Raw genomic sequence first — 25,440 nt, 5'->3', positions numbered from 1 at the left:
AATTTCACTCTTTCTATAAATCAAATGTTTTACTCAAGGTAACACCTTGCTGTTTTGCTACATAAGCAGTTGTAAAATCGGTCACCCAACCGCCTACAAAGTTCATGACAAGCCCAACAAGCATGTAACGAATGGCTAAGTCCATTTGACTTAAACCTAAAGTTTGAATTCCTGTTGCAATTCCCATCCATACAAACAATTCCCCAGGATTGATATGCGGAAATACACCATTTGAAGTATGGCAGAACTGCATCTGAGCTGCTACAAAACTAGGTTTATAATATTCTGGTAAGAAACGTCCCATACTGATTGCCATCGGATTCCCCAGCATAAAGGCTGAAATGAAAGGTAAAATCATATACCGGCTAACAGGATTTTTGGCAGAAATCTTAGCCAGGGAATTGACCTTCTCTTCTCCCAAGAAAGCGATAAGGGTATTCATTGCAATCAATAGCATTAAGACAAGCGGTACAATATTTGTCATCCAGCTAATAAAGGTTTCTCCACCTAATTGGAAGAGTTTCATAAAACTCTCTGCAAAATTTGTAATGTGATTCATAAGGAACTCCCTTTCTTATTTTTTTTAAATAACTGTTTAATAGATAATTGTAAGTAATTCGCATAAAAGCCGAATCCCAGAAAAGAATCAGATGAACTTGTCTCTTTCTCAATACCTGCCTCATGCCAAAGATAGACTTTTCTAGCATCTTCTATGGCTGATTGCATCAACTTATTTTCTTTTCTCACAAGAGGATTATACTTGTCAAAATAATGGATGTCTTCTCCAACATAATCGTCCATATTTTGAAAACGTGCTAAGATTGTGACTCCTTGCATTTTGCTAGCTTTAAGAACCCGACCGTTTTCATCAACCGCGAACATGACAATCGTACCGGATTTGATTCTTCCGGACTTCCTGCCAATCGCTACGCGCCCCAGTCTTCGGAGCATCGTATAGGTCTTATTGAAGTCTTTGAGTTGCTGCCAGCCGAGGAACATTTGAAATATATAAGCTGCCATGACAAATACAGCGAAAATTATTAGCGAATTCATTAAAATACTCCTTTGCTCTTAGAAAATGATAGAAACTCTGTCTCTGTTTCTACAGCCCTCAAAGCTTCTTTTAGAGAAGGCTCTCCTGCAATTCGAAAAATGTCGTCATACAATTCCAGCAATTCACTCTCCATTTTGCTTTCAATTTCTGAGGGAATGGCGACTAGAAAGATAAATTCAATCCAATCATCTCCTTTTTGATAAGGCTCTTCTAGCTTTCCAAACATTAAAATAGTCTTTGCATAACCCTGGTTAATTGTATGGGGGAAGGCAATTCCTCCACCAAAAATGGTTGATTGTTTTTTCTCCCTATCAATTATCCGATTTCTAAAACCTTCATCAATCATCTGAAGTTTCTCTAACTCTGCAACCATATTTAGCAAGTATTGCTGATAGGTTTTTTGGGGACTCAACCGAAGAAAACGTAAGCTGACTGTTTCTAGATTTTTTTGATGAAAAGCATTGGCCCTCTGCCATTCTTCCCGCAGCCATTGATCATCAAAAAGATGATTAACTTGAATGACTGGAGATTTAGAATCTTTATATTTTAGAGGAACTGTCGTAAAAATCGCGAAATAGTCCTGATTCAAATCCAGATTAAAATCCTCTTCAGAATACTGAGTAATGTCTACATCATTTCCAAGGATTCGTCTGAGTTGCTGAATAATCATCGCAGCAGTTCCTCTTCCTGTTGTGCAAACTACTGCTATCTGCTTGCGAGAACCATTTACAACAGAGTTTTGCTTTCTTAAAATCATTTCAAAATACAAAGCCAGATATCCGATTTCAGATAATTCCAATTCAGAACCAAAAATTGCAGACAGTTCTTCTCCAGCAATTTTCGCCATTTCAAAAGCAAAAGGATATTGAGTTTGAACCTCGCCATGGAATATATCATTAGCTTGCACATGGAAAATCAGTCGATTGATTAAGGGGCCTAGATGAGACTTGATTTCTTCAAATAATTCTTCATCATCAAAGTTAACCAACATTGTTTCTTTGACTTTCTTGACAATCCCTTGAAAAATGTTTGCAAGCTGTTCAGATTGATAAGACGGCTTGCTTAAAGTGTCAATAAAACGGATATTAAACGGAAAACACAAAAAGTCTATTTCAAACTGACTGAGGGAAATCTTATAAGTCATCTCAATATGATAGATTAATTTTTCAACCAAAGGTGTCTCTGTTAAATCATTCCTATAGTAAGGAATAGGGCAACTCAACACCCTAGATGCATAAATACGCTCCACCATAATTGAAATTGTCTTTCGAAGGAGTTCCTTTGTTTCTTTCGGGATTTTATACTCCTGGAGTAGCGTCTCCAGAAAAGAAGATGTTGCCTCGGTGAGTGTCTTTCCTTCAAAGTAAGGGGCCACTTGGTGAATATAGAGCAAGCGCAAATTCAGCTCGGACCCCAAGACCTCCAGCCCACGGTTGGGCTTTCCTGAAATAGTGATAGAGTAACTCTCTGCCAAAGATTTTACTTGTTTTAAATCCTTATTAAGGGTACTTCTACTAACACCTGCCTCCTCAGCCAAGTCGTCAATAAGAAGAGGGGAGGTTGACTTAATTAAACGTTTTAGTAAATAGGCAATTCTTTTACTGGAAGAATTGAAGTCACTCTCCCGTTTTAAACTACCAGATAAAATCCTTTCCAACTCAGTATAGTCATACACCTCTAACATTAACTTATCATCTTGTGAGATAATCTGGATACTCGGAGCCAAAACATCATTTAATTGTTGGATACTCTTTTGCAAGGTTTGCATACTAATATCCAGCTCTGAGCGCATATCTACCAAGGAATAAGTTGGCTGTGAGACCATTTTTTCTAAAATGTTATACCATCGATTTACTATGGTCAACTCTCTTCCTCACCTTCATTTTTTTAACCGCGAGTTTTCCCCCCGGCAATATTTGTAGTGACTCCAGTTATATAGCTAGAACGGTCTGAAATATAGAATGCTACAAGGTCAGCTACTTCCCGTAGTTTACCACTTCGTCCCAAAGGAGTTGTTGAAGTTGAAGCATAACCAGCTCGAATATCTTCTACCGTCTTTCCACGGGTATAAGCAAGAGCTTCCTCATAAGAAAGAGTTCGAAGTCCCGTAGCTTCCATAATTCCTGGAGCAATTCCAACCACACGTACACCATGCTTACCCAGCTCTTTTGCCCATGAACGAGTGTAACTATAGACTGCTGCTTTTGTGGCAGCATAGGCACTTTGTCCTTCAGAACCTTCCAAGCCTGCTTCTGAAGCCATGTTCACAATTACACCTTTTCCATTTTTCACTAAAATACGTCCCACTGCCTGACTAACCAGATACAAACCTTTTTGATTAATCATCGTTACTTTTTCGAACGTCTCATCGTCCAATTCGTAAGGACCTTTAGGATTTTCTGCATCGATTAATAATCTAGGGATATTAATCCCTGCATTATTGACCACTGCATCAATATTGCCAAATCTTTCAACTATTTTGGCAACACCCTCTTCTACTTCAGAGCGAGAAGTTACATCAACTTTTACAAATAATAGATTCGGGTGACGCAAATCGTTGTCGCTAAGATCAAAATTCGCTACATTGACTCCTAATTCCAGCAATTCTTCAACGATTGCCTTACCGATCCCAGATGACGCGCCAGTCACAAGAACTGTTTTGCCTTTTATGTTTAACCAATCATTCATTTTGATACCTCTCAAATTTTATTTACAAGGCAATTATACAGCGCTTTCATAAAAGAATTAAGACACTCTTTTTTACACTTTTAAAAAAAATAATAAACTAATTAAGAGGCTTGTACTAAAAATCCACAAGAAATGAACTTGTGGATCTTTTTATATTCTAAATGAACTCAAAGCATATGAGAATCAAAGGCGTGCATTCAACTCAGCACCCAGCTCTTCAAAGCCTGGTTTCCCAAGAAGAGCAAACATGTTTTTCTTATAAGCTTCAACTCCAGGCTGGTCAAATGGATTGATACCATTCAGGTAGCCAGAAAGAGCAATAGCCAACTCAAAGAAGTAAATAGTGTAGCCCAAAGTGAACTCATCTTGCTCAGGCAGTGTCACAAACATATTTGGAACTCCACCATCAGTGTGTGCTAACAGCACTCCATCTGTAGCTTTTTTATTGACAAAGTCAACATCTTTTCCTTGCAAGTAGCCAAGACCGTCCAAGTCTTCTGCCAATTCAGGAATCAGCACATTTTTGCGAGGTTTATCTACACGGATAACTGTTTCAAAGAGGATACGGGTACCTTCCTGGATAAATTGTCCCAGAGAGTGCAAGTCTGTTGAGAAGTTAGCTGAAGTTGGATAAATCCCTTTTTGGTCTTTCCCTTCTGACTCACCAGCCAGTTGCTTCCACCACTCAGAGAAGTATTGCAGAGATGGTTCATAGTTAGCTAGAACTTCTGTCAGATAACCTTTACGGTACAAGATATTGCGTACAACTGCATATTGATATGCTTCATTTTCAGCCAACTTATCAGAAGCATAAGCCTTGCGAGCAGCATTTGCTCCTTCCATTAACTTGCTAATATCAGCCCCTGCAGCTGCGATTGGCAAGAGTCCCACTGCTGTCAATACTGTAAAACGACCACCTACACTATCAGGCACTACAAAAGTATCCCAGCCATTAGCATCTGCTTCAACCTTAACTGCACCTTTAGCGCGGTCTGTAGTTGCGTAGATACGTTTGTTAGCTTCTTCTTGTCCGTATTTCTTCACCAAGAGTTCTTTGAAGACACGGAAAGCAATAGCCGGTTCTGTTGTTGTTCCTGACTTAGAAATAACATTGACAGAGAAATCTTTGTCTGATACATAGTCTACCAAATCAGCCAAATAGCTTGAAGAGATAGAGTTTCCAGCATAGAGGATCTGAGGTGCCTTGCGTTCTTCCTTTCTTTGCAAGTTTACAAATGAATTATTCAAGAAATCAATAGCTGCACGAGCTCCTAAATAGGAACCACCAATACCGATTACGATCAATACCTCACTATCAGATTGGATTTTAGCAGCAGCCTTTTGAATACGAGCAAATTCATCTTTGTCATATTCTTCAGGTAAGTTCAACCAGCCAGTCATTTCTGCCCCAGGACCTGTACCATTTCGCAGAGCAGAATCTGCTGCAGTCACTTGAGGCTGCATATAATCTAGTTCATGTGGTGCAACAAATTTATCTAATACTTTTGAATAATCAAATTTAATATGTGACATAATATTCCTCCAAAATTCTTCTCTTCTATCATAACCCTTACCTTAGATTTTTTCAAGTTTTTATACTGAATTTTTCCAAATTTTATCATAATTTAAACATTTGCGTAAAAATTGTTACAATATTAAAATTTGAACGAAATAAGACAAAAAAACGACTAGGTTTCCAGTCGTTACAATTCATTCAATAAATACTCAAATAATTCTAAGTTGCCATCCTCTTTATTGACCAAAAATTCTGGATGCCACTGGAGACCAATAATACGGTGTTCGTCAATAGATTCGATTGCTTCAACAGTTTGATCACGTGGATCCACAGCCGTCACACGGAAATTGGGTGCCAAATCTTTAATGCTCTGACGATGCACTGAATTAACCTGACTTTCTTTACCAAATAATTTAGACACTACACTGCCATCCACTGTCTCAATAGAATGTGAAGTCCCAAAAGGTAGACCTTGCCAATGACCTTCAATATCCTGATTGAGTGTCCCACCAAAGGCAACATTGACAAGCTGAACGCCACGGCAAATGGCTAAGATTGGCTTGTTCTGACGCAAGGCTTCTTGTAGAAGAGCTAGCTCAAACTCGTCGCGAGCTAGATTATAGTCATCGCTATCAATCGTTTTTTCCTCACCATAAAACTGAGGATGGACATTTTGCCCTCCAGTCAAGATAAGCTTGTCTATCATTTCTACATAGTCGTGCACAACTGACTCATCACCAACTGGGATGACCAAAGGAAGTCCGCCAACCTGACGAATACTCTCAGCAAATTTACAAGAGACTGATGAATGAATATTTTTCCCTTCTGCATCCACAGGACATAGGTTTGCCGCTACTCCAACAACTGTTCTTGCCATCACTGATTTCCTTTCCTTCTCCATTGATAATCTTATCTTATCATCCTTGCCCACTCCTGTCTAATATGTATTTTTTAAGTCCGTGATAAAATTTCTTTATAAGAAAAAGTTGCCCAAAATTAGGACAACTTTTTGCTTATTCAAAGACAAATTGATTATGGTACAGTTCAGAGTAAAAGCCTCCAAGCTTGAGTAATTCGTGATGATTTCCTTGTTCGATAACCTCACCATCCTTAAGGACAATAATCTGATCTGCATTAAGAATAGTTTTCAAGCGATGGGCAATCACAAAACTCGTTCTTCCTGCTACAATTGCCTCCATAGCATTTTGAATCTTGCTCTCTGTTACAGTATCCACGTTTGATGTTGCCTCATCCAAGATTAAGACCTGGGGATCCGTCATTAAGGTTCGAGCGATGGAAATCAACTGCTTCTGACCGGTTGAGAAGACGCTCTGGTCATCATTAATCAGAGTATCGTACTTATCTGGTAGACTTTCGATATATTCATGGATATGCGTAGCCTTAGCAGCTGCTTCTACCATCTCCTGACTAGCATCTGGTACACCAAATCGAATATTGTCCCGAATAGTTCCGCTGAACAAAACAGAATCCTGCAAGACAATTCCCACCTTACTTCGCAAACTGTCTAAATCAAACTCGCGAATATCTGTTCCATCAAAGCTGATACTACCTGCATCCACATCATAAAAACGATTGATGAGGTTCATAATGGTTGTTTTCCCTGAACCTGTCGGACCAACTACCGCAATCATTTTCCCTTTTGGAGCTGAGATGCTGACATCTTTCAAAATAGGTTTTCCTGGCAGGTAGGAGAAGTCTACGTTACGAATCTCCACACCTTCTGTTAATTCGGTAAAGATTGGAGCATCTTGAGGACGAATTTCTTCCTCTGCATCAAACATTTCTTGGATACGGTCCGCTCCTGTAAAGGCCAGTTGCAAACTTCCCCAGCTCGCTGCCAATTGGATAATGGGCTGGTAATACTGTTGCGAAAACTGAGTAAACATGACAATCAAACCAAGTGCAGTTGCTGTCTCGATGTTCTTATCATTCAGTAAGACAGCTGAACCTACAAAAATAACGACTGCTGTATTGACCAAACTCATCCCGTTCATGACAGGGAATAGGATTCCTGAAAACATTCTTCCCTTGAAAGTGGCTTTTCGAACCCGTTCATTCTGCTCGACAAAACCAGCAATCACATCTTCTTGAATGCCTTGAACAATAACGGCTTTTTGTCCAGAGATACTCTCATCCATATAAGCATTGAGCTTCCCAACTTCTTTTTGTTGGAGATTTGTATATTTCCGCGCTAGCTTCAGGATAAAGAACAACATGATAACTGCTATCGGAGTACTGGCAATTGTGATTAAAGCCAAGGTGACATTTTTTGCGAACATGACAATCAGCAAGCCAATATAAAGGGCAATATTGGTCATGACAGACACTAAACTTTCGTTGAAAGCTTGGAGAATATTATCCAAATCACTGGTAAAACGTGACAGGATATCCCCATCTTGATGGCGGTCAAAGAAGGAGACGGTCAAGCGAGAAAGCTTACCAAAAAGCCCCTTACGCATCTCATTCGTCGATTCGGCAATAATTCGGCTCATCAAGACCATATAGATGAGACTAGAAACTACTAAAACAATCAAAATATAGGCAAGATTGATTAGGAGTCCCAAGAGACTTTGCCAAACCATATCTGAATTTCCATTTTGATAGGCTATAACCAAATTGGCTAGTTCTGTGACTGTTTGACCTGCAAATACTGGAAAGAGGGCTTGTGCTACCGTTGCAATGATAATCATAGCAATAACAACGACAAAGGATATCTTGTAAACTTTAAAATAGTTCCAAAAAAATTCAAATGTCTTCATCCTACTCCTCCTTTCCTTTTTGCGTCTCGTAAATTTCACGATAAACGGGATTCGTTGCGACCAAGTCAGCATGCTTACCTTGACCAATCAAGCGACCTTGGTCAAGCACTAAAATTTTATCAGCATGCACAACAGAGCTAATCTTTTGCGCGATGATAATCGTAGTCGTCCCCTTCAAATCCTTGTTGAGGGCTTCTTGGACCATACGTTCTGATTTGGCATCAAGGGCAGAAGTTGAATCATCGAAAATCAAGATACGAGGATTGCTGACAATCCCACGCGCAATAGACATTCTTTGTTTTTGTCCACCAGAAAAGTTAGTCCCACGTTCCTCAACCGGACTTTCAAAGGCCAAGTCCATACGACTAATAAATTCACTGGCCTGGGCGATGCGAGCTGCGCGTTCCATTTCTGAAACTGTCGCATCTCCCTTACCTTGTCTGAGATTATCTGCGATGGTTCCACTAAAGAGAATGGCTCTTTGTAGGACGATAGAAACTGTCTTACGAAGCGTCCCTTCACTAACTGTCCGAATGTCCTTTCCACCAATCTTGATCGAACCTTGCTGAGGATCAAATAATCGTGGAATCAATTGAGCCAAGGTTGATTTCCCTGCACCAGTTGCTCCGACAACCCCAACCATTTCACCAGCTGCGATATCGAAGGATACATCTTTTAGGATAGGTTCTTCATCATTTGGATAGGTAAAGGTCACATTATCAAAACTGAGACTTCCTTCCAATTCTTCATCTTCCACATCATTGAAAGTCATAGCTGGTTCTGTATCAAGGATTTCACGAATACGACGAAGGGAAATCATGGCACGAGTGACTGAATTCCCCAAAAATCCAACCATGACGATGGTAAAGATAATCTGACTCAGGTAGTTTACAAAGGAAGCAATGGAACCAACTACTGAAGGATCTGACTCTGCCATACCTGCTACAAGCCAGATTGAAAGAAAGACAGCCCCGTATGAAATCATCATCATTACAGGTTGAACGATAGAAAAGGCGTAGCCGATATAAAGGTTTTCACCCAGTAATTCATCGGATACCTGCGTAAACTTAGCAAATTGATCTTTTTCTCGAACAAAAGACTTAACCACGCGCACACCACGTAAATTTTCTTTGGCAATGGCATTGATACGCTCCAATAAAGTCTGGAATTTTGCAAATCGAGGCCCCATCATCCCCATCATAAGACCTGTCATGGCGACGATCAAAACGACCATAAGAACCAGCACCCACCACAGCGAAGGCAGAGTGACAACGGCTAGTATAAAGGAACCAATAAATAAAATCGGTAGTCGAAAGAGGATTTGGAAGGTCATCATAACGACGTTTTGAATCTGGTTGATATCGTTGGTCATACGCACAACGAGGTTCCCTGCATTAAACTTCTCAATATTGGCGTATGAAAAAGTTTGAATCTTACGAAAGGCATCTTCACGTAAGTCAGACGAAACTCCTTGAGCAATGTAGGCAGCTAACACAACATTGATGCCACCTGCAATCAAACCAATCAAGGCAACAAGAATTAACCAAAAACCGATACTATAAATAGCTTCATTATCACCCGTTAGCAGTGCCTCTAAAACCTCCTGCAAATAACGTGGTTGCAAGAGCGAACTCGTTACCATTAGACCTGTCATAACCAAGGAAGCCAGGGCCTGCCATTTATAGGCTTTTATTTTCTGAAACAGCATATTTTCCCCTTATAAGATAGACAAAAGGGGACGACAGTTCTGTCAGTCCCTTCTTATGCTTTCATGTTGATACTATTCTAACAAAAAAGAATGCTATTGTCAAAGCACTCAGCTCTCAGAAGCTTGTGCAAACACGACATTAGCATTCTATCAATCCTTTAAAAATTCTTCTAAATTTAGTGCTGAATGTTATTGTTCTGAACTATCTTGCTCGTCTAGCTTAACTCGTCCAATTTCACGGTAACTACTATCCCCAACAATCTGGACTGAGAACTGACCTTCTTCGTACTCAAGAATCGTCACACTTCCATTATCAAGGCCATGCGGATGCATGCCGTTAATGAGGTAAACAATGGTTCCAATAGTCATTCCATGGCTGACTACGATAGCATTTCCTCCCCCATTAGCTTCCATTTCCTTAGCTATGGCTTCAAAACCTTCCCAGATGCGACCACTTAGTTTTTCCCAGCCTTCAGCCCAGCCTGCTGTATCCACTTCTACCAAGCCTTCAGCCAGCTCAGCATAGGACAAACGATGCACATGATCGACATTAAAGATACGTGGGATGATGCCCATAAAAAGGTCTCCATCATATGCACCATCAAAACTACCAAAGCACCATTCACGGATTCGCTTATCCATACGATAAGGAATTTGCCCTGTCAAACCTAGTTCCTCAAGGATAATTCCCATTGTCTGAATGGTCCGTCCAGAGTCACTTGAATAAGCCCGCTCAAATCTTAAGCCTGACTCACGCAAGCCAATTCCCAATTCATGAATACCTCGCTCACCTTCAGCTGTTAAAGGAGTATCACTCCAGCCTTGAGCACGCCCAATCGTATTAAACATTGTTTTCCCATGACGCACTAGATACAATTTTACACTTGCCATTTTTGGTCCTCCATATGTATCTATTATAGCATGATTTCAGGTAAAAACCTCGTCCAAACTACTCTGTGCCCTTCTTTGAAGGTGCTAATTTGGAAGATCTTGCAGTCTCTTTTTTGCCCCCTTCTTCTTTTTTCTCCTCACTTCCTTCTTTGGACTTGTTTTCTATTTTCTTAGACTTTTGGTCGGTCTTTTTCAAAGGTGGATAGTGAAATTCAAACTTATTTTTTCCTGTGTCAATAGTCGTTGTGAAGAATTTTTCGTCATTTCGATAAGTTGACTTCCCTACATTAAATGACTGCTCTCCATTTTCAGAAGAAGCTTTTTCATAGGTTCTCTTAGCCATAGCAAATGCAAGAAGTTTTTCTTTATTTAAGGCATAATCCTGATGATGAGCTACTTGCCGGTTCAGATAAAACTGCAACAGAAGACTAAAAATTCCAGCAATAGTGACAGCGTATAGGAGAACGCCTGCTCTAACTTTTTTCTTTTTCAACACGATAGATAAACTCCCTCTCTAGTCCCTTTTCAAACTGAAAGTGAAAGTGCAGCTCCTGCCCTTTTTCTTGAATTCGAGCTGATTTTAGACCGTAGACCATGGGTTGATAACCACGTCCACTAACATCTGTTTTCCGAAAATCATCTGACCTTGATTTCCCCATGGAAATAGGTTTACCTTCCTGTTTGAGGTAAAGTCTATCATTCTCAACTTTTTCAAACCGAGCTCGATTCAACTCCGCTTCCAGCTGATCTACAAATAAGAGCCACTCCTTCTGCTCATTTTTCTGCTGATAGCGAACTTCTGAAACCAATAGTTGGCTCATAGCTTGAAAAAGAAGTAGGCTCCCACTAATAACGATAAGGGCAACCAGGGATTCTAAAAGAGTAAAAGCTCTAGCTTTACTTTTCCTCAATCGCCAGTAATTTTTCAGTTCCATGATACACCTCCAAACCTCGCTCATTCGAGACAACATGAACCGTAAGGCCATTGACAGTTAACTGCTTTTGTCCAGTCTGCAAAGCCATACGAGCCACTCGCAAAACTTCTTCCTGTTTTAGAAGTTCTACTTCTCTTTTTCTACTTTCTTGAATCTGCCCCAGCAAGAGGGTTGCAATACTGGCAAAAATGGCTAGTGAAATCACTGCTTCCAGTAAAATAACCGCCTTAATTTTTTGCTTCTTGAATACGTTTAATCTTTCCATTTCCTATATTTAGTCGATAGCGAACTACTTCTTTCCTTGTTTGAAATCTGATGCTAACCAGATATGAACTACCTCCAGCCTTATCAAATGTTATTGACTGATGTGACTGAAGCTGAATCCCTTTAGGAATGACTAACTTTTGATAGCCATTACTAATGCTCCTCTCTTCTAACACTAAATTCATCTTTTGTTGACTAGCCAGACTTCGTTTCTGGGTTTCTCGATAAAGTTCCTCAAACTCCATAAAGAAAATTTGCTCTTCCACAGCTGCAAAAGTTGATTGAACTGAACTTGACAAACCCAAGGCTAACAGGCTAACTATTCCTAAGACCAATAGGCTTTCTAGCATGGTAAAGGCCCTAATCTGCAACTGACTGACTCTTATTTTGCTTGGCATGATACTCTTTATAGGCTTTTGCTTGCTCAGCAGTGATACGTCCATCTGCCTGTAATTTGCTTAGACTAGCATCCTCATTTTTATCCAGGCTATAGAGTTCTGCCTGGCTCTCTACTACCTTGACGACAGCTGCTTTTCCCTTGTCATTGACTGCATCCTTTTGCTTAGTCAGATTGGGTACAAAAAGCAAGAGTAGGACGCTAATGATAAGAAGGACCACTAACATTTCAACAAGAGTGAATCCTTTTACCTTAGCTTTTTTTAATTCCATCAACATTTTTTTCATCTAAAAATTCATCTCCATATTTTGATACATGGGCAGCAACATGGCTGCGTACAATAAAACGATTAGCAAGGCTACAAAAATAAAGACCAGCGGTTGAACTAGATTCATGGTACGATTGACTCGGGTAAAGAAGGATTCCCAGGTTTTTTCCGCATAGATTTCCAATTCACTTCCCAACTTGGATTTAACCTCTCCATATTCAATGATTAATCCCAACTCCTTTCTAAAGAAGGGATAGGTCTGAACAACCTTAGAAAATTCATGCCCATTTTGCAAAGATTGATCTAAATCGTATCCAATTTCCTTAAAAAGAGGATCTCCTTGCCCCTGCATCATCTGGAAAATCTGTGCCAACTCTAAACCTTGCCCAATCATATTGCCCCATTCCCTAGCATAATAGGCAGTTAGATAATACTGAACAAACACACCTAAATAGGGGATTCTAGCCAGATAAGAAAAGACTTGTATCTTCTTAGATTTTCTGTAGAAAATCAGACCGGTTAAAGATGCTAAACCCAGTGCTAGAACAAACCCAAGAAAAATCTGTGGCAGGTTACTAATCACTAAGGTAGCTATGTTGCTACTATCCAGTTGAGGCAAGAGATAATTCCGCAAGCCCAACATAATAATCAGTAAGAAAGCTAGCAAAATAACTGGGTAGGTCGCAACTTCAATTAACTTCTTCTTAACCTTAGCTAGATTATCTAAATATTCTTCAATTTTCTCCAAACTCAAATGGAGATTCCCATGAACTTCAGCCAATGAAAGCTGAGTGACAATCGCACTCGAAAAACCTAAATGACCCATCATTTCCGAGAAAGACTTTCCCTGTGAAAGTCCTAAGCGCATCTGAGCTACATATTCCTTTTCCAACAAGAGACTTCTATCTAGAAAGGAAATGATTTCTACCAGGTGAAAACCACTGGAAAATAAATTATTAAAGAGAGTGATGATTTTCTTCTGATTACTGGTAGCTAATTTTCTCCGTTTCAGCTTGAAGGGCAGTGATATGTCCATCTTTAAAAAGTTGGTCAATTTGCTCATTCCACTTGTTTGCTTGGTGTTCCTGATACTCTTGGTTTGCAAAATCAATCATTCCTCCTCCCCCGATTAGTCTCTGGTAGCAAACACCTTGTAAAACAACTGCCAGTTCATCTTCGCTGACACCAAGTTCTAAAAGACGCTCATAAACCCCACGAACACTCTTTGCATGAATAGTCGAAAATACTGTGGCTCCCGTTAAGCTAGCTCGTACAACTGCGCGAGCCGTCTCGCTATCCCGAATTTCACCGATAATCAAGAGATCCGGTCGATGACGAAGAGATAGTTTTATCAGATTTTCATAGCTCAGTCCGATAGCTTCATTAAGTTGTAATTGTAACATCTCTTCTTGCTTTATCTCAACTGGGTCCTCAATAGACATGACCTGCAGTCCCTTAAACAATGACTTAGCCAATTCATGCATGAGGGTTGTTTTACCACTTCCTACAGGGCCTGCAAAAAGATAAAGCCCTCTTTGCCTAAAACTCTTTTCCAGTTCCTTAAGATTTTGAAACCAAAAACGCAGCTCTTGTTCTTGGTCATGTAAAAGTCGAATAACTAGACTCTCATAGCCCCGATAATCACCTACCGTTGACAAACGCAGTGAAGTAAGTCTACCATCATGCTGATAATCACAGGAACCAAGCTGACTACGACGTTTTTCGCCAACGTTCATCCCCGCAATAAATTTAAAGTGACTAATGACAGCACCCAACTTTTCAAAGTCATAACTATCAATAAATCGCCTCTCATCCCCAATTCGCATATGTAGCTCATAGATCAGATTTTTAGGAACGAAATAGATGTCTTGAGCTCCTTCTTTTTTGGCCAGTGTAATCAATTCTTGTGCAAGTGCTTGTACCATATCTTCCTCCTTACTGTTATTATTCGAAGAAAATACAAAAAAAGAACAACTTCCTTAAAAAGTTGTTCCTTCGTTTTTGATACGGCAGGTTCGGTGCACCTCTAACCCTGTTTGTTTTTCATAGCCTGGTCTAAATTTTTCATCTGGGATGACTTGCCCATCCTCCAATAAAGCTAATGAATGATATTGTTGAAGAAATTCATCACATTCTTCACACCAACGTTGGTCACCTGGATCCCAAAATATAGTCATCAAATCTCCACGACTCTTGTAGAGCGGGATTCTCTCTTCCAAATCAAACCAACAAGATTTATAATACTTCAAGGCGTCATAGTAGTTTTCGAATTGCTTACTCGCAATGACGTCTTCTTCCCAGCCTTCTAAAAACCACCAAGGCTCAAAATCTCCATACATTTCTATAACTCGATACATTTCTTACTTCCTTTGTACCGTATATTATAGCGAATTTTTTAGAATAATGAAAGAAATTTGCTCATTTTCACGAATTATAAAGTTTTTTCAAAAAATCCAGCTATTCAAAAAAAATAACTGGATTCAAAGATAGGATTAACTTTCTGAAATATCGTTTTCAATAATGACTTTAATCGCATGATGATCAGCAGCCTTACCAAATACTTCATAGGCCTTTTCAATTTCACTAAGTTTGAAATAATGAGTTACCAATTTTTCTGGTTCAATTTTATGACTTTCTAAGGCTTTCAAAAGCTGTGGAGTTGTGTTTGTGGAAACCAATCCAGTAGTCACGTTAATGTTACGAATCCAAAGTGTGTCCAAATCGAACTGAACTGGCTTACCATGAACGCCACAGTTTGCTACGGTTCCATCAACTCCAATAATCTTCTGACAGAAGTCAAAACTTTGTGGAATACCAACTGCCTCGATAGCTACATCAACCCCTCTACCATCTGTTAAATCATAGATTTCTTGAATAGCCTTTTCAGCATCTGCACAATTGATTTTATGAGTAGCACCAAAGGAAACGGCAGTGTCCAAACGGTGATCATCTAAGTCAACCATAATCAATTTGGCTGGTGAATAGAATTGAGCGGTTAATAAAGCTGCCAAGCCAACTGGACCTGAACCAATGATCGCTACACTACAACCAGGCTCTACTTTCCCTTTTAAGACACCAATTTCATAGCCAGTTGGTAAGATGTCAGATAACATAACTAAGGCTTCATCAGACAAGTCAGATGGAGTATGATAAAGAGTATTATCAGCATGAGGCACACGAAGATATTCTGCTTGCATACCGTCGATCAAATGTCCAAAAATCCATCCACCTTCGTCTTCACAGTGAGCATAGATTCCTTTTTTACAATAGTAACACTTGCCACATGCACAAACGCAAGAAATTAAAACCTTATCACCCTTTTTGAAGTTTGAAACTCCTGCTCCAACTTCCTCTACAATACCAATTCCTTCATGTCCTAGGATAGTTCCACTCTTACAAGCAGGAACATCTCCTTTAATAATATGAAGGTCTGTACCACAAATAGTAGTCTTAACGATACGCACAATAGCATCTGTTGGCTTGCGAATAACTGGTTTGTCAACATCAACAAATGACGCAAGGCCTGGTTTAACGTAAGTATAAGCTTTCATAAGCAATCCTCCGCTTTTTTATTTGTATTGTTTATATCATAATTGTAAGCCTTTTCAGCATAGAAATCAAGTGGCTTGTGAAAGAAATAACAAATTTATTTTAAAAAAGAAGAAACTAAACTAGTTTCTTCTTTAGAAATTATGCTTGATAACGTTTTTCACCATCTAGATAAGTTGCTACTAATTCCAAATCTTTATCTAGCACGATAAAGTCAGCATCATAGCCTTCACGAATTTGTCCACAGACGTCATCGATATGGACTGATTTAGCTGGATTCAGACTAGCCATCATGACTGCCTCATGAGAATTTGCAATTCCCCATTCAACTACATTTTTGAGACCATCTTTTAGTTTGAGAATGGAACCTGCCAAGTTACCTGTAGATTTAAGGCGAGCAGTCCCATTTGCAACTACAACTGGAAATTCACCTAACATATAGTCCCCATCTTGCAAACCACCTGCTGTCATACAGTCAGTGATAAGGGCAATATTTTCAGTTCCTTTTTGTTTAAGAAGAATTTCGCAAGCCTTAGGATCCACGTGATGACCATCACAAATCAATTCTGCATAAGTGTGTGGTAACTCATACATAGCACCAACCATACCAAGTTCGCGGTGTGTTAAGCCACGCATTCCATTATAGGCGTGAACCCATACACTAGCTCCAGCATCAACAGCTTTTTTTGCTTCATCAAAGGTAGCATTAGAGTGACCAAGAGCAACAGTTACACCTTCACCAGTAATTGTACGTACAAAATCCTCAACCCCTTCACGTTCAGGTGCAAGAGCAATTTTATTAAGAAGACCATTAGCAGCCTTTTGCCAAGCGCGGAATTCATCCATACGTGGATCTTTCATATAGGCAGGATTTTGAGCCCCCTTAAATTCTTCAGTAAAGTAAGGTCCTTCAAAATAAATACCACGAATCTTAGCACCAGATGCTTCTTGATAGCGTGCACCAATGTTCTCAGTAACCGCTAGCAACTGTTCAAATGATGAAGTAAGAGTAGTTGGAAGAAAACTAGTAACACCAGTACTAAGAAGACCTTCACTCATCGTATGAAGTGTACCTTCAATATTGTTATCCATAACATCGACACCACCGAAACCGTGAATGTGAGTATCAACTAGACCCGGTGCAATGCTGTAACCAGAGTAGTCTAAAATTTCAGAATCATCAGAAATCTCTTCAACGTGCTTACCAAACTTGCCATCAATAAGTTCCAAATAACCTCCACGACGAATACCATGTGGATAGAAAAATTGATCAGCTTTAATATACTTAGGCATAATGAAAACCTCCTTAAGAAAATATTCTACTATTTATTATGTCAATTACATTATAAACCTTTCAAAAGAATTTGTAAATGGTATAGACCTATTTTTAGTAAAATTTTTTTAAACTTTATTTGAAGAAACATAACCACCCGTCAAACGGATGGTTTGTACCAGGGATATAAGCCTAAATAAAAAGACAAGGTCCTAAAACCTTGTCTTTAATACTATACCGGCGGCCGGGGTCGAACCGGCACGTCCTTGCGGACACTGGATTTTGAGTTTGGCTCTTACCGTTTTATAAGTATGTGAAGCCTTTCAAATAGCCTTTTTAAGAAGATACCTCTATCGCAAAAACGATAGTTTTTTTATTTTTAGTAACTTTTTAGGATTTACTTTTCCTCAATCTATCCATTATTTCTTTACTTAACTTGTCGATATCATCGTCAGTACCAAGTTCTTCTCCAAATAACTTACTAAAAGTAAAAGATTTATAGACTTTGTCACGACTTTTCTCAGTACCATCATCAAGTAGTTTTAGATAATGTTGAAAATCTTTAATTACTCTTTGTTTTACTGTTTCAAAGTCTTCATCTTCAGTAACTGAATAATTGACAGGTTGCCATTCACTATATCCCATTTTATCTAACCTTTCATCATTTTTCAAATAAGTAGATTATACCATACGCGTATAGAATTTTTTATTTTTTTAGGTGTTATGGGTTGACAAGTATGCATAGAAAAATTATAATAGTTATAAACATGGTTATAATGTTGAAAGGAAAAATTATGGCAAGAGGTAAACCAGTTCCAGCAAGTAGCATGTTTGATAATCCTACAAATATATCAGCAGTTGTAGATAAATCAACCAAGTTAAATTTGGAAATCATTGCAGGAGAACTAGTGAGAAATTTAGGTTATCCCCCAACTCAAGGGCAGGTAATAGATTTCCTTGCTAAGTTTTATCTTGAAAACACTCAAAAATAGACGACATCTGTATCGTTTATTTTTTAAAAAGAATAACCACGTTTATATTTTTTAAATTTTTCAATAAAAGGAGAACTGATATGACTAATTTATCTTTATTGACTGCAAACCTTGATTATCGTGGCTCTGGTGGACCATATAAGGATAGAACTTCTACTAAGATAGCTGATTATTTATTATCACAAAACCCTACTTTCATAGCATTACAAGAAGCTGGAGGCACCCAACCATCAACAAAGCCTCGCTACTTAAATGTTGATGAATATCAGAAATTTTTGTTAGCCGAAAAGTTAGCAAAAGAACTTGATACAGAATTGAGAAAGCGTGGATATGGGGTTATTTATCCTAAGTCTGATAAATCTAATGCTGTAAGTACTAGACTTTTCTATTTTAGTGACAATATCGAACTCATCAAAGAACTTCCTCCTATTTATGATGACTTCTATTGTAGACAAAGTGGTGGTCTGTTTAAAATTAATAATAAAACTATCGCGGTCTTTTCTCTCCACTTTCCTCTTTTTGAAAATCGCCCCGTAGAAAAAAAAGAAATGTGGGATAAATATATTCAATTTGCTTCCCAAGCAAGCAAATTGTATGACCATATTATCTTGGCAGGTGATTTCAATGAAAGTCCAAATAATGAAACGACTTTACCCGATAAGATAGTTGAAATGGAGCAATACATGGTAAATGCTAGCCGAGATTTACCGACTTGGAGTAATAAGAAACTTGACCATATTTTCATTACACCAAATAGCAAAATTGAAAACTATTCGACACTTGATAATCATTTTAGTGACCATAAAGCACTACAAGTAACTTTTACAGTTTAGGAGTTTTTAAATGAAACTATTTAGATTAAGAACAATAGCAGATTTAACAAGAAATTATATCATTTCAAGTAGCAGATTAAGGGTGGCTCATTGGTCAATACTGGTACTTTCTATCTGTACTCTGCTTACTATAATTGCAAATATTAGAGCTCCTGACCTTACTAAAATCCATTTATCTTTTTAATTGGTTGTATAGATACATTAATTTCTGAGAGGAATGAAGATGAAAATACTGAAACTGAGCAAATCTGTGAAAGTAAAAGTTAATCCCTATGTTATTACTTCTCGTAGACTTTTTCTTAGTAGAATAGGAACTGAATTGTTAGTAGGCCTCTTATTGATAAATACTTGGTTTTCAATCCCCTTTATACCTTTTGGATTGATTATGTCAAGTTTTTTTACAGGCCTTATTATTCTTGTAGAAAAATTTTTTAGGTCTACTTTTATTAAAAAAATTCAAAGTATATTGTACGTCAGAGAATCTCTATTTGATATGCTAATAAGTCTAAATTTATATGAAGAAAGTAACAATCTAGTAATCAATAGCGCAACATTGAACTTCGAAATCACGCCTAATAATGATGTAATGGTTAAAGTACCTCTGTTTGGGAATAAATTTTTAAAACTTCTTAAAAATCTAGAGGAGTATCTTATACCAACCTTAGGGTTGCCTTTAATATCAAAACAAGAATTCCCTGATTGTGTTATTTATAAACTCGGTCACACAGAAAAAATTGAACAGTATGTTTTAAATGCCCACACATTGACTAAAGAATTTTTTGAAGATATTCCTACTCCAATAATCAAGCTATCAAATACCCAACAATTCTCTCTGAAATCGAATACTAATATCGGTATTTATGGACGCACTGGAACAGGCAAAACAATAGCCTTACAATGGTACTTATTTAACGCACTGGCTAAAGGTTGTGGTAGTGATGATGATACTTATTTAGGTATAGTTGATGGTAAGGCTGCCGATTTATATCGTATTGGTGAACTTCTTCACGAAGAACTGGGAGAACAAGTGGCAGTAGGCTCTTCACCCCAAATGCTAGCAAAATTATCGAGAAAATTTATAGAGATTATGGATGCAAGGTTTGAAATTATCAAACAGAATAGTTCATTAAATGCTGATGCATATGACCTGGGCATGATGACACCTAATTTTCTATTTGTCGATGAGCTTGCTTCTATTCGTGATTCTTGTGGCTCTAGCAAACAAGGTAAAGAGTTATGGAACGAAATTTTGCAAAACTTGGGTTTGATTGCTCGTAAAGGAAGACAGGCTGGTTGTCACTTACTATTATCTACGCAAGACCCTAATGCTGAGAATATTCCGGTAGAATTGAGAAACCAAATATCTGCGGTATTATATCTTGGGAATCCAGGAAGTGACCGTCTAAGAATGGCTTTTTCTATGTGTGAATTGGAAAATGTTCCTACTGTATCCGATAGAAAAGGAGAGGCTCTCTTTTATGCTGACGGTCTGAATTCTGTGGAACCTGTACTGACAATAGTTCCATTCGTTGATGTTAAAACAAAACGAGAATTTTTGCAGGTAGTTAGAAACATACTACCAGTCCACTAATAGCGGTCTTTTTCTCTGTTGGAATAGGTATTCTTTCCAACAGAGAAAAAGAGCAAACCGACTGCTTTGGCAGGAGGTAAAAAAGAAAGGAAACTATCTATGAAATTAAATGACTTTTTGAAAATTGAGCTCCTTGGTAATCGTTTCTTTGCCGTAAAAGGATATACTGAAGTTTTAGACCGTGAAACCAGTAAACCTACCGCATTACGTCTAAATGTGTCAATTCAAGATGAAAATAGCGATTTTTTCATGGAGATGATACAGGTCAAGGTTAATACTCTCACTCCTACTGCTTCTGTACAAGATATGGCAAACAACAAAACCTGCCCTGTTATATTAAAAGATTTGAATGTTGGTCAGTATAACGGAAACCTTTGGTTCTCATGCTCTGATGTGCTCCCTCTAACAAAATAAGATTCTATGGCTAAAATTTACGCAATTTCTGACATACATGGATATTTAGATGAGTTCATAAAAGCTCTCAACAAAGTAGAGTTATCTGATAAAGATAACAGACTTATCTTACTTGGAGACTATATTGATAACGGTTCTAAATCTTTTCAAGTGTTGTCTAAAATTATAGAGCTAGAAGAAGTGTACTCTGGGCAAATCATCACCCTATTTGGCAATCATGAGGAATGGTTCTATGACTGGTTAATACCAGAAACTCCTACTGCTTCTGCATTCGGAGAAACGATACAAAGTTTCTTTTCTCCAGAAGAGTTGAAAGAAATCTTAGTCTCTAATCCCAATAACTTTGAAATTGCTATTAGAAATGCAATCAAAACGAAAACTAAATTTATAGACTGGTTTAAAGAGCGATACAAGGATAAACGCTATTACGAGACTGATAATCAAATTTTTGTTCATGCAGGTATTGAAGAAGAAGCTGGTGACCTGTGGGAGGAGTTGACAAGTCCAGAAACATTTACCAATAAATTTCCAGTAACAACAGGTGCTTTCATCAAAGATGTCATTTCAGGTCATATCGCTTCTCATCAAGTTGCAAGAGATGATAGCTATCTTGGAAAAGTGTATTACAACCAGAATCATTACTTCATTGATGGGGATGTAAATCATAGCAAAACAATACCTGTTCTTTGCTATGATACAATTACCAAGAAATATTATTTTCTATAACTTTTAATCATGTGATCATAGGCAAAACTGCCGACTGGAGGTCGGCAAGCTGGAAGCGTGTTTAGCAGAGCGGTGCTTAGGTCACATGATAAAAGTTAGGAGGAGCTTTGCTCCTCCTAGTTTATTTATTATATAGACAATCTTTTGGCGAAAGCCAACCTAAAAGGAACTATTTTTATGACCTCGTATAATAAAAAAATAGTCCGCACTTCTTCCTATATTGAAATTTGGGAATATGAAAAGCCAATATTTTCAAAAGGAAAATCCATTTTAGATACTGATACTAAAAGCAAGGAAAAATCACAACGTAGAACATTTAATGAACTTACACCTGAAGAACAAGAACAACGTCTGGAGCGTATGAAAAAAACTCGCTTAGAAGCAAAGTGGAACTTACTTCGATTAGTCGATTGTAATTATGATGACAATACTTCATTTCTAACCCTGACCACTAAAGAAAATATTAGCGACAGAAACCACTTCAAAGACTTACTAAAAACTTTTATAAAACGCTTTAACTACCACATCTTTAATACCAAGAAAAGTAAATTAAAATATTTAACAGTATTAGAAAAGCAAAAACGTGGAGCATGGCATGCTCATATTCTGCTTTTCAGCGTTCCTTATGTACCACACCGTCAACTCTTGGAACTTTGGGGACATGGAGCAGTACGGATAAATAAAGTTGATGTAGACAGCAAAGAAAATCGCGGTCGATATGTCACAAAGTATTTTGAAAAAGGGATTGGACAAGAATTGTTGGAAAACTTCGGAAAGCAAGCCTATTTTTCATCACGCAACTTAAAAAAGCCTGATGAAGATAGATTTTATACTTATGAAGATTTTAATTATGATAGTTCAGTCGTACTATATGAAACGGAATACATTAGTAAAGTCTATAAAGACGGTCAGTATTTCGATAATCATGTAAAGTATAAGAAAATAAAACTAGATGAATAAAGGAGTAAGTTACATGATAGTAACTGTTACTAAGAATGACCTAGTTGCCCTTGGTTTCTCTGAGGGAACATCTAAACGTATTATCCGCCAAGGGAAAGAACTATTGATAACACGAGGCTTTACAGTCTATCAGAATAAACGAATTGGTACTATACCTGCTACTATAGTAAGCGAATTACTCGGTTTTGATGTTCAAAACAGTACCCTCAAGGAGTAAAATATGGCAATTAGAAAAGATAAAGACGGTAATTGGATAGTTGATATTAGCAACGGTTTTGACCCAATAACACTAAAGCAACGTAGAATTGTCAGAAAGGGCTATAAGACGAAAAAAGTAGCTATTGAAGCAGAACACTACTTACGAAGTGTAGAGTTAAAAGAACGCTTCTATGGGGCTAAAATAACTATCCCCATACTATATGAACTACTAAAGGAAGAAGATAGTATAAATCATCGAAAAGCAAGCTATATCAATACACAAGATAATAATTACAACAAACACATCAAAGATTATTTTTCTATGGTAGATAATGTCGGAAAACTAACCTATGAAGACATATACCAATTTAGAGAACATCTTAGGAAAAAAGTAGCTAAAAATTCTGATAAACCGTTAAGCACAAATACTATCAACAAAATCATGATTTTACTCAAAAAGATTTTTGATGTTGGTTTGCGAAAAGGCTATTATACCTCCAATCCAGCAAATTTGATAAAAAAGTTGCCAATCGAAAAAACAAAAATGCAGTTTTGGACAGTCAAAGAATTTCAACATTTTTTAACCTTGTTTGAAACTGAAGAATATAATATCAAGTTACTCTTTACTGTTCTATTCTTTACAGGACTACGACTTGGGGAAGCATTAGCACTAACATGGCAAGACATTGATTTTACAAGCAATACAATTCACATTACAAAATCAGTTTATGTAAACAAAGGAATAAGTCATGTTAGCACAACAAAGACTAAAGCTGGAACAAGAAGAATTATCATTAATAAGAAATTGAGCCATGAACTACAACAATGGAAACAGAAACAAAAACACCTATTAGAACAATTTACTAGTGATAGCATGACCCTACAAGTGTTTCAAGGCTCACCTATTACAATTACAAAAAATGCAGTTGAAAAACAATATAAGAAAATACTTGAACGTGATAGCACACTAAAAAAGATACGCATACACGATTTTAGGCACTCACACGCTTCCCTGCTGATTAACCAAGGGGAAGATTATCTAGTTGTAAAAGAGCGACTAGGACATGCTTCTATAACAACAACGATTGATACCTACTCTCACTTGTACCCAAGTAAGCAAAAGGATTTAGCTGATAAACTAGATGATTTACTATAAAGTAATTGAGTTTTATAAATGGAAAGTTTATAATTAAATCATGGATACATCACAAGCAATTAAAGCACATGAAGTAGCTAAAAAAGCACACTCTGGACAAATTGATAAAGCAGGAATTGACTACATTAAACACCCTGAAACAGTAGCTAGTTTTGTCGCAACTGATGAAGAGAGAGCTATTATAGAGAAAATTGAAGATATGTATGATATTAAGGTCGCTGATGAAGCTTATAAAAAATGGGTTGAATGTGGCAAAAAGACTATCTCACATGAAGAAATGATGAGACGCTATGGCTAAAATATACGCAATATCTGATATACATGGGCACTACAATGAGTTTATTAAATCTATCAATAAAATAGATTTATCTGATAAACAAAGTCGACTTATCTTACTTGGAAACTACATTGACAATGGTTCTCAATCTTTTCAAGTTATTTCCAAAATAATTGAACTTGAGGAACTTTATCCTAATCAAATTATCACTCTATTAGGAAATCATGAAGAATGGTTTTATGATTGGTTGATTTTAGAAAAGCCTACTTCTTCTGCATTTCCAGAAACAATAAAAAGCTTCTTCTCTCCAGAGGAATTGAACTATATTTTTAAATCGAATGCTAACAACTTTGAAACAGGTGTTAGAAATGAAATTAAAAATAATATCAAATTCAATCCATTTATAAACTGGTTTAAAAAACGATATAGGGATAAACGCTATTATGAAACTGATACCCAAATTTTTGTTCATGCTGGCATTGATGAAGAAGCAGGAAAGCTTTGGAAAGAACTAACGAGTTCAGAGATATTTACAAACAAATTTCCTATTACCACTGATAGATTTCATAAAGCTATTATTTCGGGCCATATTGCTTCTTGGGAAGTAGCTAAAGATAGAAGATACCTGGGTAAGATTTACTATGATAGTAAAAATCATTACTTTATTGATGGAGATGTAACGAATAGCAAAACAATACCTGTTCTTTGCTATGATACAATTACCCAAAAATATCACTTTCTATAACTTTTAATCATGTTCTTTTATATGAAATTAGTAATTATTAGTAACAATTCCAAGAAATTTCTTATGACATAACAAAAAGACAAGGCTTAGAAACCTTGTCTTTTCAACTATACCGGCGGCCGGGGTCGAACCGGCACGTCCTTGCGGACACTGGATTTTGAGTCCAGCGCGTCTGCCAATTCCGCCACGCCGGCAAAGTATAACTGGGGTAGCTGGATTCGAACC

General features: G+C 37.6%; 30 protein-coding genes, 2 tRNA genes and 1 pseudogene (1 of these 33 running past the window's edge). 11 read left to right on the top strand and 22 right to left on the bottom strand.

Annotation, left to right across the window (positions count from 1 at the left end):
- Positions 1-13: 13 nt before the first annotated feature.
- The 20 genes from srlA to ACORHT_RS01200 all read right to left on the bottom strand — a co-directional run bounded on the left by srlA (position 14) and on the right by ACORHT_RS01200 (position 17,995).
- Positions 14-559, bottom strand: coding sequence for a PTS glucitol/sorbitol transporter subunit IIC (gene srlA / locus ACORHT_RS01295; protein WP_001015684.1), 546 nt, complete (start codon positions 557-559; stop codon positions 14-16).
- Entirely contained in the window at positions 556-1,053 is a 498-nt protein-coding gene (locus tag ACORHT_RS01290; RefSeq protein ID WP_001086645.1) for a transcriptional regulator GutM, read from the bottom strand. Before ACORHT_RS01290 ends, srlA begins: the two co-directional genes overlap by 4 nt.
- Entirely contained in the window at positions 1,053-2,879 is a 1,827-nt protein-coding gene (locus tag ACORHT_RS01285) for a BglG family transcription antiterminator (RefSeq protein ID WP_080981318.1), read from the bottom strand. The genes ACORHT_RS01290 and ACORHT_RS01285 overlap by 1 nt, the downstream gene beginning before the upstream one ends.
- A gap of 62 nt (positions 2,880-2,941) precedes the next feature.
- Entirely contained in the window at positions 2,942-3,742 is an 801-nt protein-coding gene (locus tag ACORHT_RS01280; protein ID WP_001000837.1) for an SDR family oxidoreductase, read from the bottom strand.
- A gap of 183 nt (positions 3,743-3,925) precedes the next feature.
- Positions 3,926-5,275: a glucose-6-phosphate isomerase gene (locus ACORHT_RS01275; RefSeq protein WP_247929991.1), complete on the bottom strand. Its 1,350-nt coding sequence runs from the start codon at positions 5,273-5,275 to the stop codon at positions 3,926-3,928.
- Positions 5,276-5,445: 170 nt separating this feature from the next.
- Complete coding sequence (locus ACORHT_RS01270) at positions 5,446-6,135, bottom strand: gamma-glutamyl-gamma-aminobutyrate hydrolase family protein (protein ID WP_434350329.1); 690 nt, start codon at positions 6,133-6,135, stop codon at positions 5,446-5,448.
- A 136-nt stretch (positions 6,136-6,271) separates the two neighbouring features.
- On the bottom strand, positions 6,272-8,038 hold the full coding sequence (locus tag ACORHT_RS01265) for an ABC transporter ATP-binding protein (protein WP_434350328.1): 1,767 nt from the start codon (positions 8,036-8,038) through the stop codon (positions 6,272-6,274).
- Position 8,039: 1 nt separating this feature from the next.
- Positions 8,040-9,746 carry an ABC transporter ATP-binding protein gene (locus ACORHT_RS01260; RefSeq protein ID WP_434350327.1) on the bottom strand — a complete coding sequence of 569 codons (1,707 nt, stop codon included), beginning with the start codon at positions 9,744-9,746 and terminating at the stop codon, positions 8,040-8,042.
- Positions 9,747-9,935: 189 nt separating this feature from the next.
- Positions 9,936-10,637 (bottom strand): histidine phosphatase family protein, encoded by a 702-nt coding sequence (locus ACORHT_RS01255; RefSeq protein ID WP_434350326.1) that lies wholly within the window; start codon positions 10,635-10,637, stop codon positions 9,936-9,938.
- Between the two features lie 58 nt (positions 10,638-10,695).
- A complete protein-coding gene (gene comGG / locus ACORHT_RS01250) occupies positions 10,696-11,133 on the bottom strand; it encodes a competence type IV pilus minor pilin ComGG (protein WP_434350325.1) in 438 nt (145 codons plus the stop codon).
- Complete coding sequence (comGF, locus tag ACORHT_RS01245) at positions 11,111-11,572, bottom strand: competence type IV pilus minor pilin ComGF (RefSeq protein WP_434350324.1); 462 nt, start codon at positions 11,570-11,572, stop codon at positions 11,111-11,113. The genes comGG and comGF overlap by 23 nt, the downstream gene beginning before the upstream one ends.
- Positions 11,535-11,837: a competence type IV pilus minor pilin ComGE gene (comGE, locus tag ACORHT_RS01240; RefSeq protein WP_434350323.1), complete on the bottom strand. Its 303-nt coding sequence runs from the start codon at positions 11,835-11,837 to the stop codon at positions 11,535-11,537. The genes comGF and comGE overlap by 38 nt, the downstream gene beginning before the upstream one ends.
- Complete coding sequence (gene comGD, locus ACORHT_RS01235) at positions 11,800-12,234, bottom strand: competence type IV pilus minor pilin ComGD (RefSeq protein WP_434350322.1); 435 nt, start codon at positions 12,232-12,234, stop codon at positions 11,800-11,802. The genes comGE and comGD overlap by 38 nt, the downstream gene beginning before the upstream one ends.
- Positions 12,197-12,520: a competence type IV pilus major pilin ComGC gene (comGC, locus tag ACORHT_RS01230; RefSeq protein ID WP_434350321.1), complete on the bottom strand. Its 324-nt coding sequence runs from the start codon at positions 12,518-12,520 to the stop codon at positions 12,197-12,199. The genes comGD and comGC overlap by 38 nt, the downstream gene beginning before the upstream one ends.
- Positions 12,521-13,537 carry a competence type IV pilus assembly protein ComGB gene (gene comGB, locus ACORHT_RS01225; protein ID WP_434350815.1) on the bottom strand — a complete coding sequence of 339 codons (1,017 nt, stop codon included), beginning with the start codon at positions 13,535-13,537 and terminating at the stop codon, positions 12,521-12,523.
- Positions 13,485-14,426: a competence type IV pilus ATPase ComGA gene (gene comGA / locus ACORHT_RS01220; protein WP_434350320.1), complete on the bottom strand. Its 942-nt coding sequence runs from the start codon at positions 14,424-14,426 to the stop codon at positions 13,485-13,487. Before comGA ends, comGB begins: the two co-directional genes overlap by 53 nt.
- Positions 14,427-14,480: 54 nt before the next feature.
- Entirely contained in the window at positions 14,481-14,858 is a 378-nt protein-coding gene (locus ACORHT_RS01215) for a DUF1033 family protein (RefSeq protein ID WP_434350319.1), read from the bottom strand.
- Between the two features lie 135 nt (positions 14,859-14,993).
- Positions 14,994-16,052, bottom strand: a complete 1,059-nt coding sequence (locus ACORHT_RS01210) for a zinc-dependent alcohol dehydrogenase family protein (RefSeq protein WP_434350318.1) — start codon at positions 16,050-16,052, stop codon at positions 14,994-14,996.
- A gap of 139 nt (positions 16,053-16,191) precedes the next feature.
- Entirely contained in the window at positions 16,192-17,343 is a 1,152-nt protein-coding gene (nagA, locus tag ACORHT_RS01205; RefSeq protein WP_434350317.1) for an N-acetylglucosamine-6-phosphate deacetylase, read from the bottom strand.
- 370 nt (positions 17,344-17,713) lie between these two features.
- Complete coding sequence (locus tag ACORHT_RS01200) at positions 17,714-17,995, bottom strand: hypothetical protein (RefSeq protein ID WP_243701288.1); 282 nt, start codon at positions 17,993-17,995, stop codon at positions 17,714-17,716.
- 122 nt (positions 17,996-18,117) lie between these two features.
- Here ACORHT_RS01200 and ACORHT_RS01195 point away from each other — a divergent pair, with 122 nt between their 5' ends.
- From ACORHT_RS01195 to ACORHT_RS01145, 11 genes and pseudogenes are all read left to right on the top strand, one after another.
- On the top strand, positions 18,118-18,315 hold the full coding sequence (locus tag ACORHT_RS01195) for a hypothetical protein (RefSeq protein WP_115242154.1): 198 nt from the start codon (positions 18,118-18,120) through the stop codon (positions 18,313-18,315).
- Between the two features lie 80 nt (positions 18,316-18,395).
- On the top strand, positions 18,396-19,148 hold the full coding sequence (locus ACORHT_RS01190; protein ID WP_132972997.1) for an endonuclease/exonuclease/phosphatase family protein: 753 nt from the start codon (positions 18,396-18,398) through the stop codon (positions 19,146-19,148).
- A 223-nt stretch (positions 19,149-19,371) separates the two neighbouring features.
- The gene (locus ACORHT_RS01185) at positions 19,372-20,739 is read left to right on the top strand and encodes an ATP-binding protein (protein ID WP_125849405.1); all 1,368 of its coding nucleotides are present in this window, start codon (positions 19,372-19,374) and stop codon (positions 20,737-20,739) included.
- 99 nt (positions 20,740-20,838) lie between these two features.
- On the top strand, positions 20,839-21,153 hold the full coding sequence (locus ACORHT_RS01180; RefSeq protein ID WP_125849408.1) for a hypothetical protein: 315 nt from the start codon (positions 20,839-20,841) through the stop codon (positions 21,151-21,153).
- 6 nt (positions 21,154-21,159) lie between these two features.
- Positions 21,160-21,879: a metallophosphoesterase gene (locus ACORHT_RS01175; RefSeq protein WP_125849411.1), complete on the top strand. Its 720-nt coding sequence runs from the start codon at positions 21,160-21,162 to the stop codon at positions 21,877-21,879.
- Between the two features lie 177 nt (positions 21,880-22,056).
- Complete coding sequence (locus tag ACORHT_RS01170) at positions 22,057-22,839, top strand: rolling circle replication-associated protein (RefSeq protein ID WP_261037647.1); 783 nt, start codon at positions 22,057-22,059, stop codon at positions 22,837-22,839.
- A 13-nt stretch (positions 22,840-22,852) separates the two neighbouring features.
- Entirely contained in the window at positions 22,853-23,056 is a 204-nt protein-coding gene (locus ACORHT_RS01165) for a DUF3173 domain-containing protein (protein ID WP_261037646.1), read from the top strand.
- Between the two features lie 3 nt (positions 23,057-23,059).
- Positions 23,060-24,193, top strand: a complete 1,134-nt coding sequence (locus ACORHT_RS01160) for a tyrosine-type recombinase/integrase (RefSeq protein ID WP_261037645.1) — start codon at positions 23,060-23,062, stop codon at positions 24,191-24,193.
- Between the two features lie 40 nt (positions 24,194-24,233).
- Positions 24,234-24,371 (top strand): annotated as a pseudogene (locus ACORHT_RS01155) (GTP pyrophosphokinase); the annotation flags it as partial.
- 21 nt (positions 24,372-24,392) lie between these two features.
- Positions 24,393-24,491: a hypothetical protein gene (locus tag ACORHT_RS01150; protein ID WP_398577045.1), complete on the top strand. Its 99-nt coding sequence runs from the start codon at positions 24,393-24,395 to the stop codon at positions 24,489-24,491.
- Entirely contained in the window at positions 24,484-25,215 is a 732-nt protein-coding gene (locus ACORHT_RS01145) for a metallophosphoesterase (protein WP_261037644.1), read from the top strand. The genes ACORHT_RS01150 and ACORHT_RS01145 overlap by 8 nt, the downstream gene beginning before the upstream one ends.
- Positions 25,216-25,325: 110 nt before the next feature.
- Here ACORHT_RS01145 and ACORHT_RS01140 read toward each other — a convergent pair.
- Together ACORHT_RS01140 and ACORHT_RS01135 are read right to left on the bottom strand one after the other, a co-directional pair.
- Positions 25,326-25,409, bottom strand: a tRNA-Leu gene (locus tag ACORHT_RS01140).
- Between the two features lie 9 nt (positions 25,410-25,418).
- Positions 25,419-25,440, bottom strand: a tRNA-Gln gene (locus tag ACORHT_RS01135); it runs 50 nt beyond the window's last position.

The sequence above is a fragment of the Streptococcus sp. KHUD_014 genome (genome assembly GCF_051106275.1).
Classification (GTDB): Bacteria; Bacillota; Bacilli; order Lactobacillales; family Streptococcaceae; genus Streptococcus.
The sequence above is the reverse complement of the archived record's forward strand: the minus strand, read 5'-3'. Positions and strand labels throughout refer to the sequence as shown.

Bases quoted from the DNA above. Each gene is read 5' to 3' on its own strand.
- ACORHT_RS01175 (WP_125849411.1), top strand. From the start codon at position 21,160: ATGGCTAAAATTTACGCAATTTCTGACATACATGGATATTTAGATGAG.
- ACORHT_RS01170 (WP_261037647.1), top strand. From the start codon at position 22,057: ATGACCTCGTATAATAAAAAAATAGTCCGCACTTCTTCCTATATTGAA.
- ACORHT_RS01265 (WP_434350328.1), bottom strand. From the start codon at position 8,038: ATGAAGACATTTGAATTTTTTTGGAACTATTTTAAAGTTTACAAGATA.
- nagA (WP_434350317.1), bottom strand. From the start codon at position 17,343: ATGCCTAAGTATATTAAAGCTGATCAATTTTTCTATCCACATGGTATT.
- comGC (WP_434350321.1), bottom strand. From the start codon at position 12,520: ATGAAAAAAATGTTGATGGAATTAAAAAAAGCTAAGGTAAAAGGATTC.
- ACORHT_RS01150 (WP_398577045.1), top strand. From the start codon at position 24,393: ATGTATGATATTAAGGTCGCTGATGAAGCTTATAAAAAATGGGTTGAA.
- ACORHT_RS01180 (WP_125849408.1), top strand. From the start codon at position 20,839: ATGAAATTAAATGACTTTTTGAAAATTGAGCTCCTTGGTAATCGTTTC.
- comGD (WP_434350322.1), bottom strand. From the start codon at position 12,234: ATGCCAAGCAAAATAAGAGTCAGTCAGTTGCAGATTAGGGCCTTTACC.
- ACORHT_RS01145 (WP_261037644.1), top strand. From the start codon at position 24,484: ATGGCTAAAATATACGCAATATCTGATATACATGGGCACTACAATGAG.
- ACORHT_RS01260 (WP_434350327.1), bottom strand. From the start codon at position 9,746: ATGCTGTTTCAGAAAATAAAAGCCTATAAATGGCAGGCCCTGGCTTCC.
- comGE (WP_434350323.1), bottom strand. From the start codon at position 11,837: ATGGAAAGATTAAACGTATTCAAGAAGCAAAAAATTAAGGCGGTTATT.
- ACORHT_RS01165 (WP_261037646.1), top strand. From the start codon at position 22,853: ATGATAGTAACTGTTACTAAGAATGACCTAGTTGCCCTTGGTTTCTCT.
- ACORHT_RS01280 (WP_001000837.1), bottom strand. From the start codon at position 3,742: ATGAATGATTGGTTAAACATAAAAGGCAAAACAGTTCTTGTGACTGGC.
- ACORHT_RS01195 (WP_115242154.1), top strand. From the start codon at position 18,118: ATGGCAAGAGGTAAACCAGTTCCAGCAAGTAGCATGTTTGATAATCCT.
- comGF (WP_434350324.1), bottom strand. From the start codon at position 11,572: ATGGAACTGAAAAATTACTGGCGATTGAGGAAAAGTAAAGCTAGAGCT.
- ACORHT_RS01285 (WP_080981318.1), bottom strand. From the start codon at position 2,879: ATGGTCTCACAGCCAACTTATTCCTTGGTAGATATGCGCTCAGAGCTG.
- ACORHT_RS01215 (WP_434350319.1), bottom strand. From the start codon at position 14,858: ATGTATCGAGTTATAGAAATGTATGGAGATTTTGAGCCTTGGTGGTTT.
- ACORHT_RS01290 (WP_001086645.1), bottom strand. From the start codon at position 1,053: ATGAATTCGCTAATAATTTTCGCTGTATTTGTCATGGCAGCTTATATA.
- comGA (WP_434350320.1), bottom strand. From the start codon at position 14,426: ATGGTACAAGCACTTGCACAAGAATTGATTACACTGGCCAAAAAAGAA.
- ACORHT_RS01255 (WP_434350326.1), bottom strand. From the start codon at position 10,637: ATGGCAAGTGTAAAATTGTATCTAGTGCGTCATGGGAAAACAATGTTT.
- ACORHT_RS01210 (WP_434350318.1), bottom strand. From the start codon at position 16,052: ATGAAAGCTTATACTTACGTTAAACCAGGCCTTGCGTCATTTGTTGAT.
- srlA (WP_001015684.1), bottom strand. From the start codon at position 559: ATGAATCACATTACAAATTTTGCAGAGAGTTTTATGAAACTCTTCCAA.
- ACORHT_RS01160 (WP_261037645.1), top strand. From the start codon at position 23,060: ATGGCAATTAGAAAAGATAAAGACGGTAATTGGATAGTTGATATTAGC.
- ACORHT_RS01270 (WP_434350329.1), bottom strand. From the start codon at position 6,135: ATGGCAAGAACAGTTGTTGGAGTAGCGGCAAACCTATGTCCTGTGGAT.
- ACORHT_RS01275 (WP_247929991.1), bottom strand. From the start codon at position 5,275: ATGTCACATATTAAATTTGATTATTCAAAAGTATTAGATAAATTTGTT.
- ACORHT_RS01185 (WP_125849405.1), top strand. From the start codon at position 19,372: ATGAAAATACTGAAACTGAGCAAATCTGTGAAAGTAAAAGTTAATCCC.
- comGB (WP_434350815.1), bottom strand. From the start codon at position 13,537: ATGGACATATCACTGCCCTTCAAGCTGAAACGGAGAAAATTAGCTACC.
- ACORHT_RS01190 (WP_132972997.1), top strand. From the start codon at position 18,396: ATGACTAATTTATCTTTATTGACTGCAAACCTTGATTATCGTGGCTCT.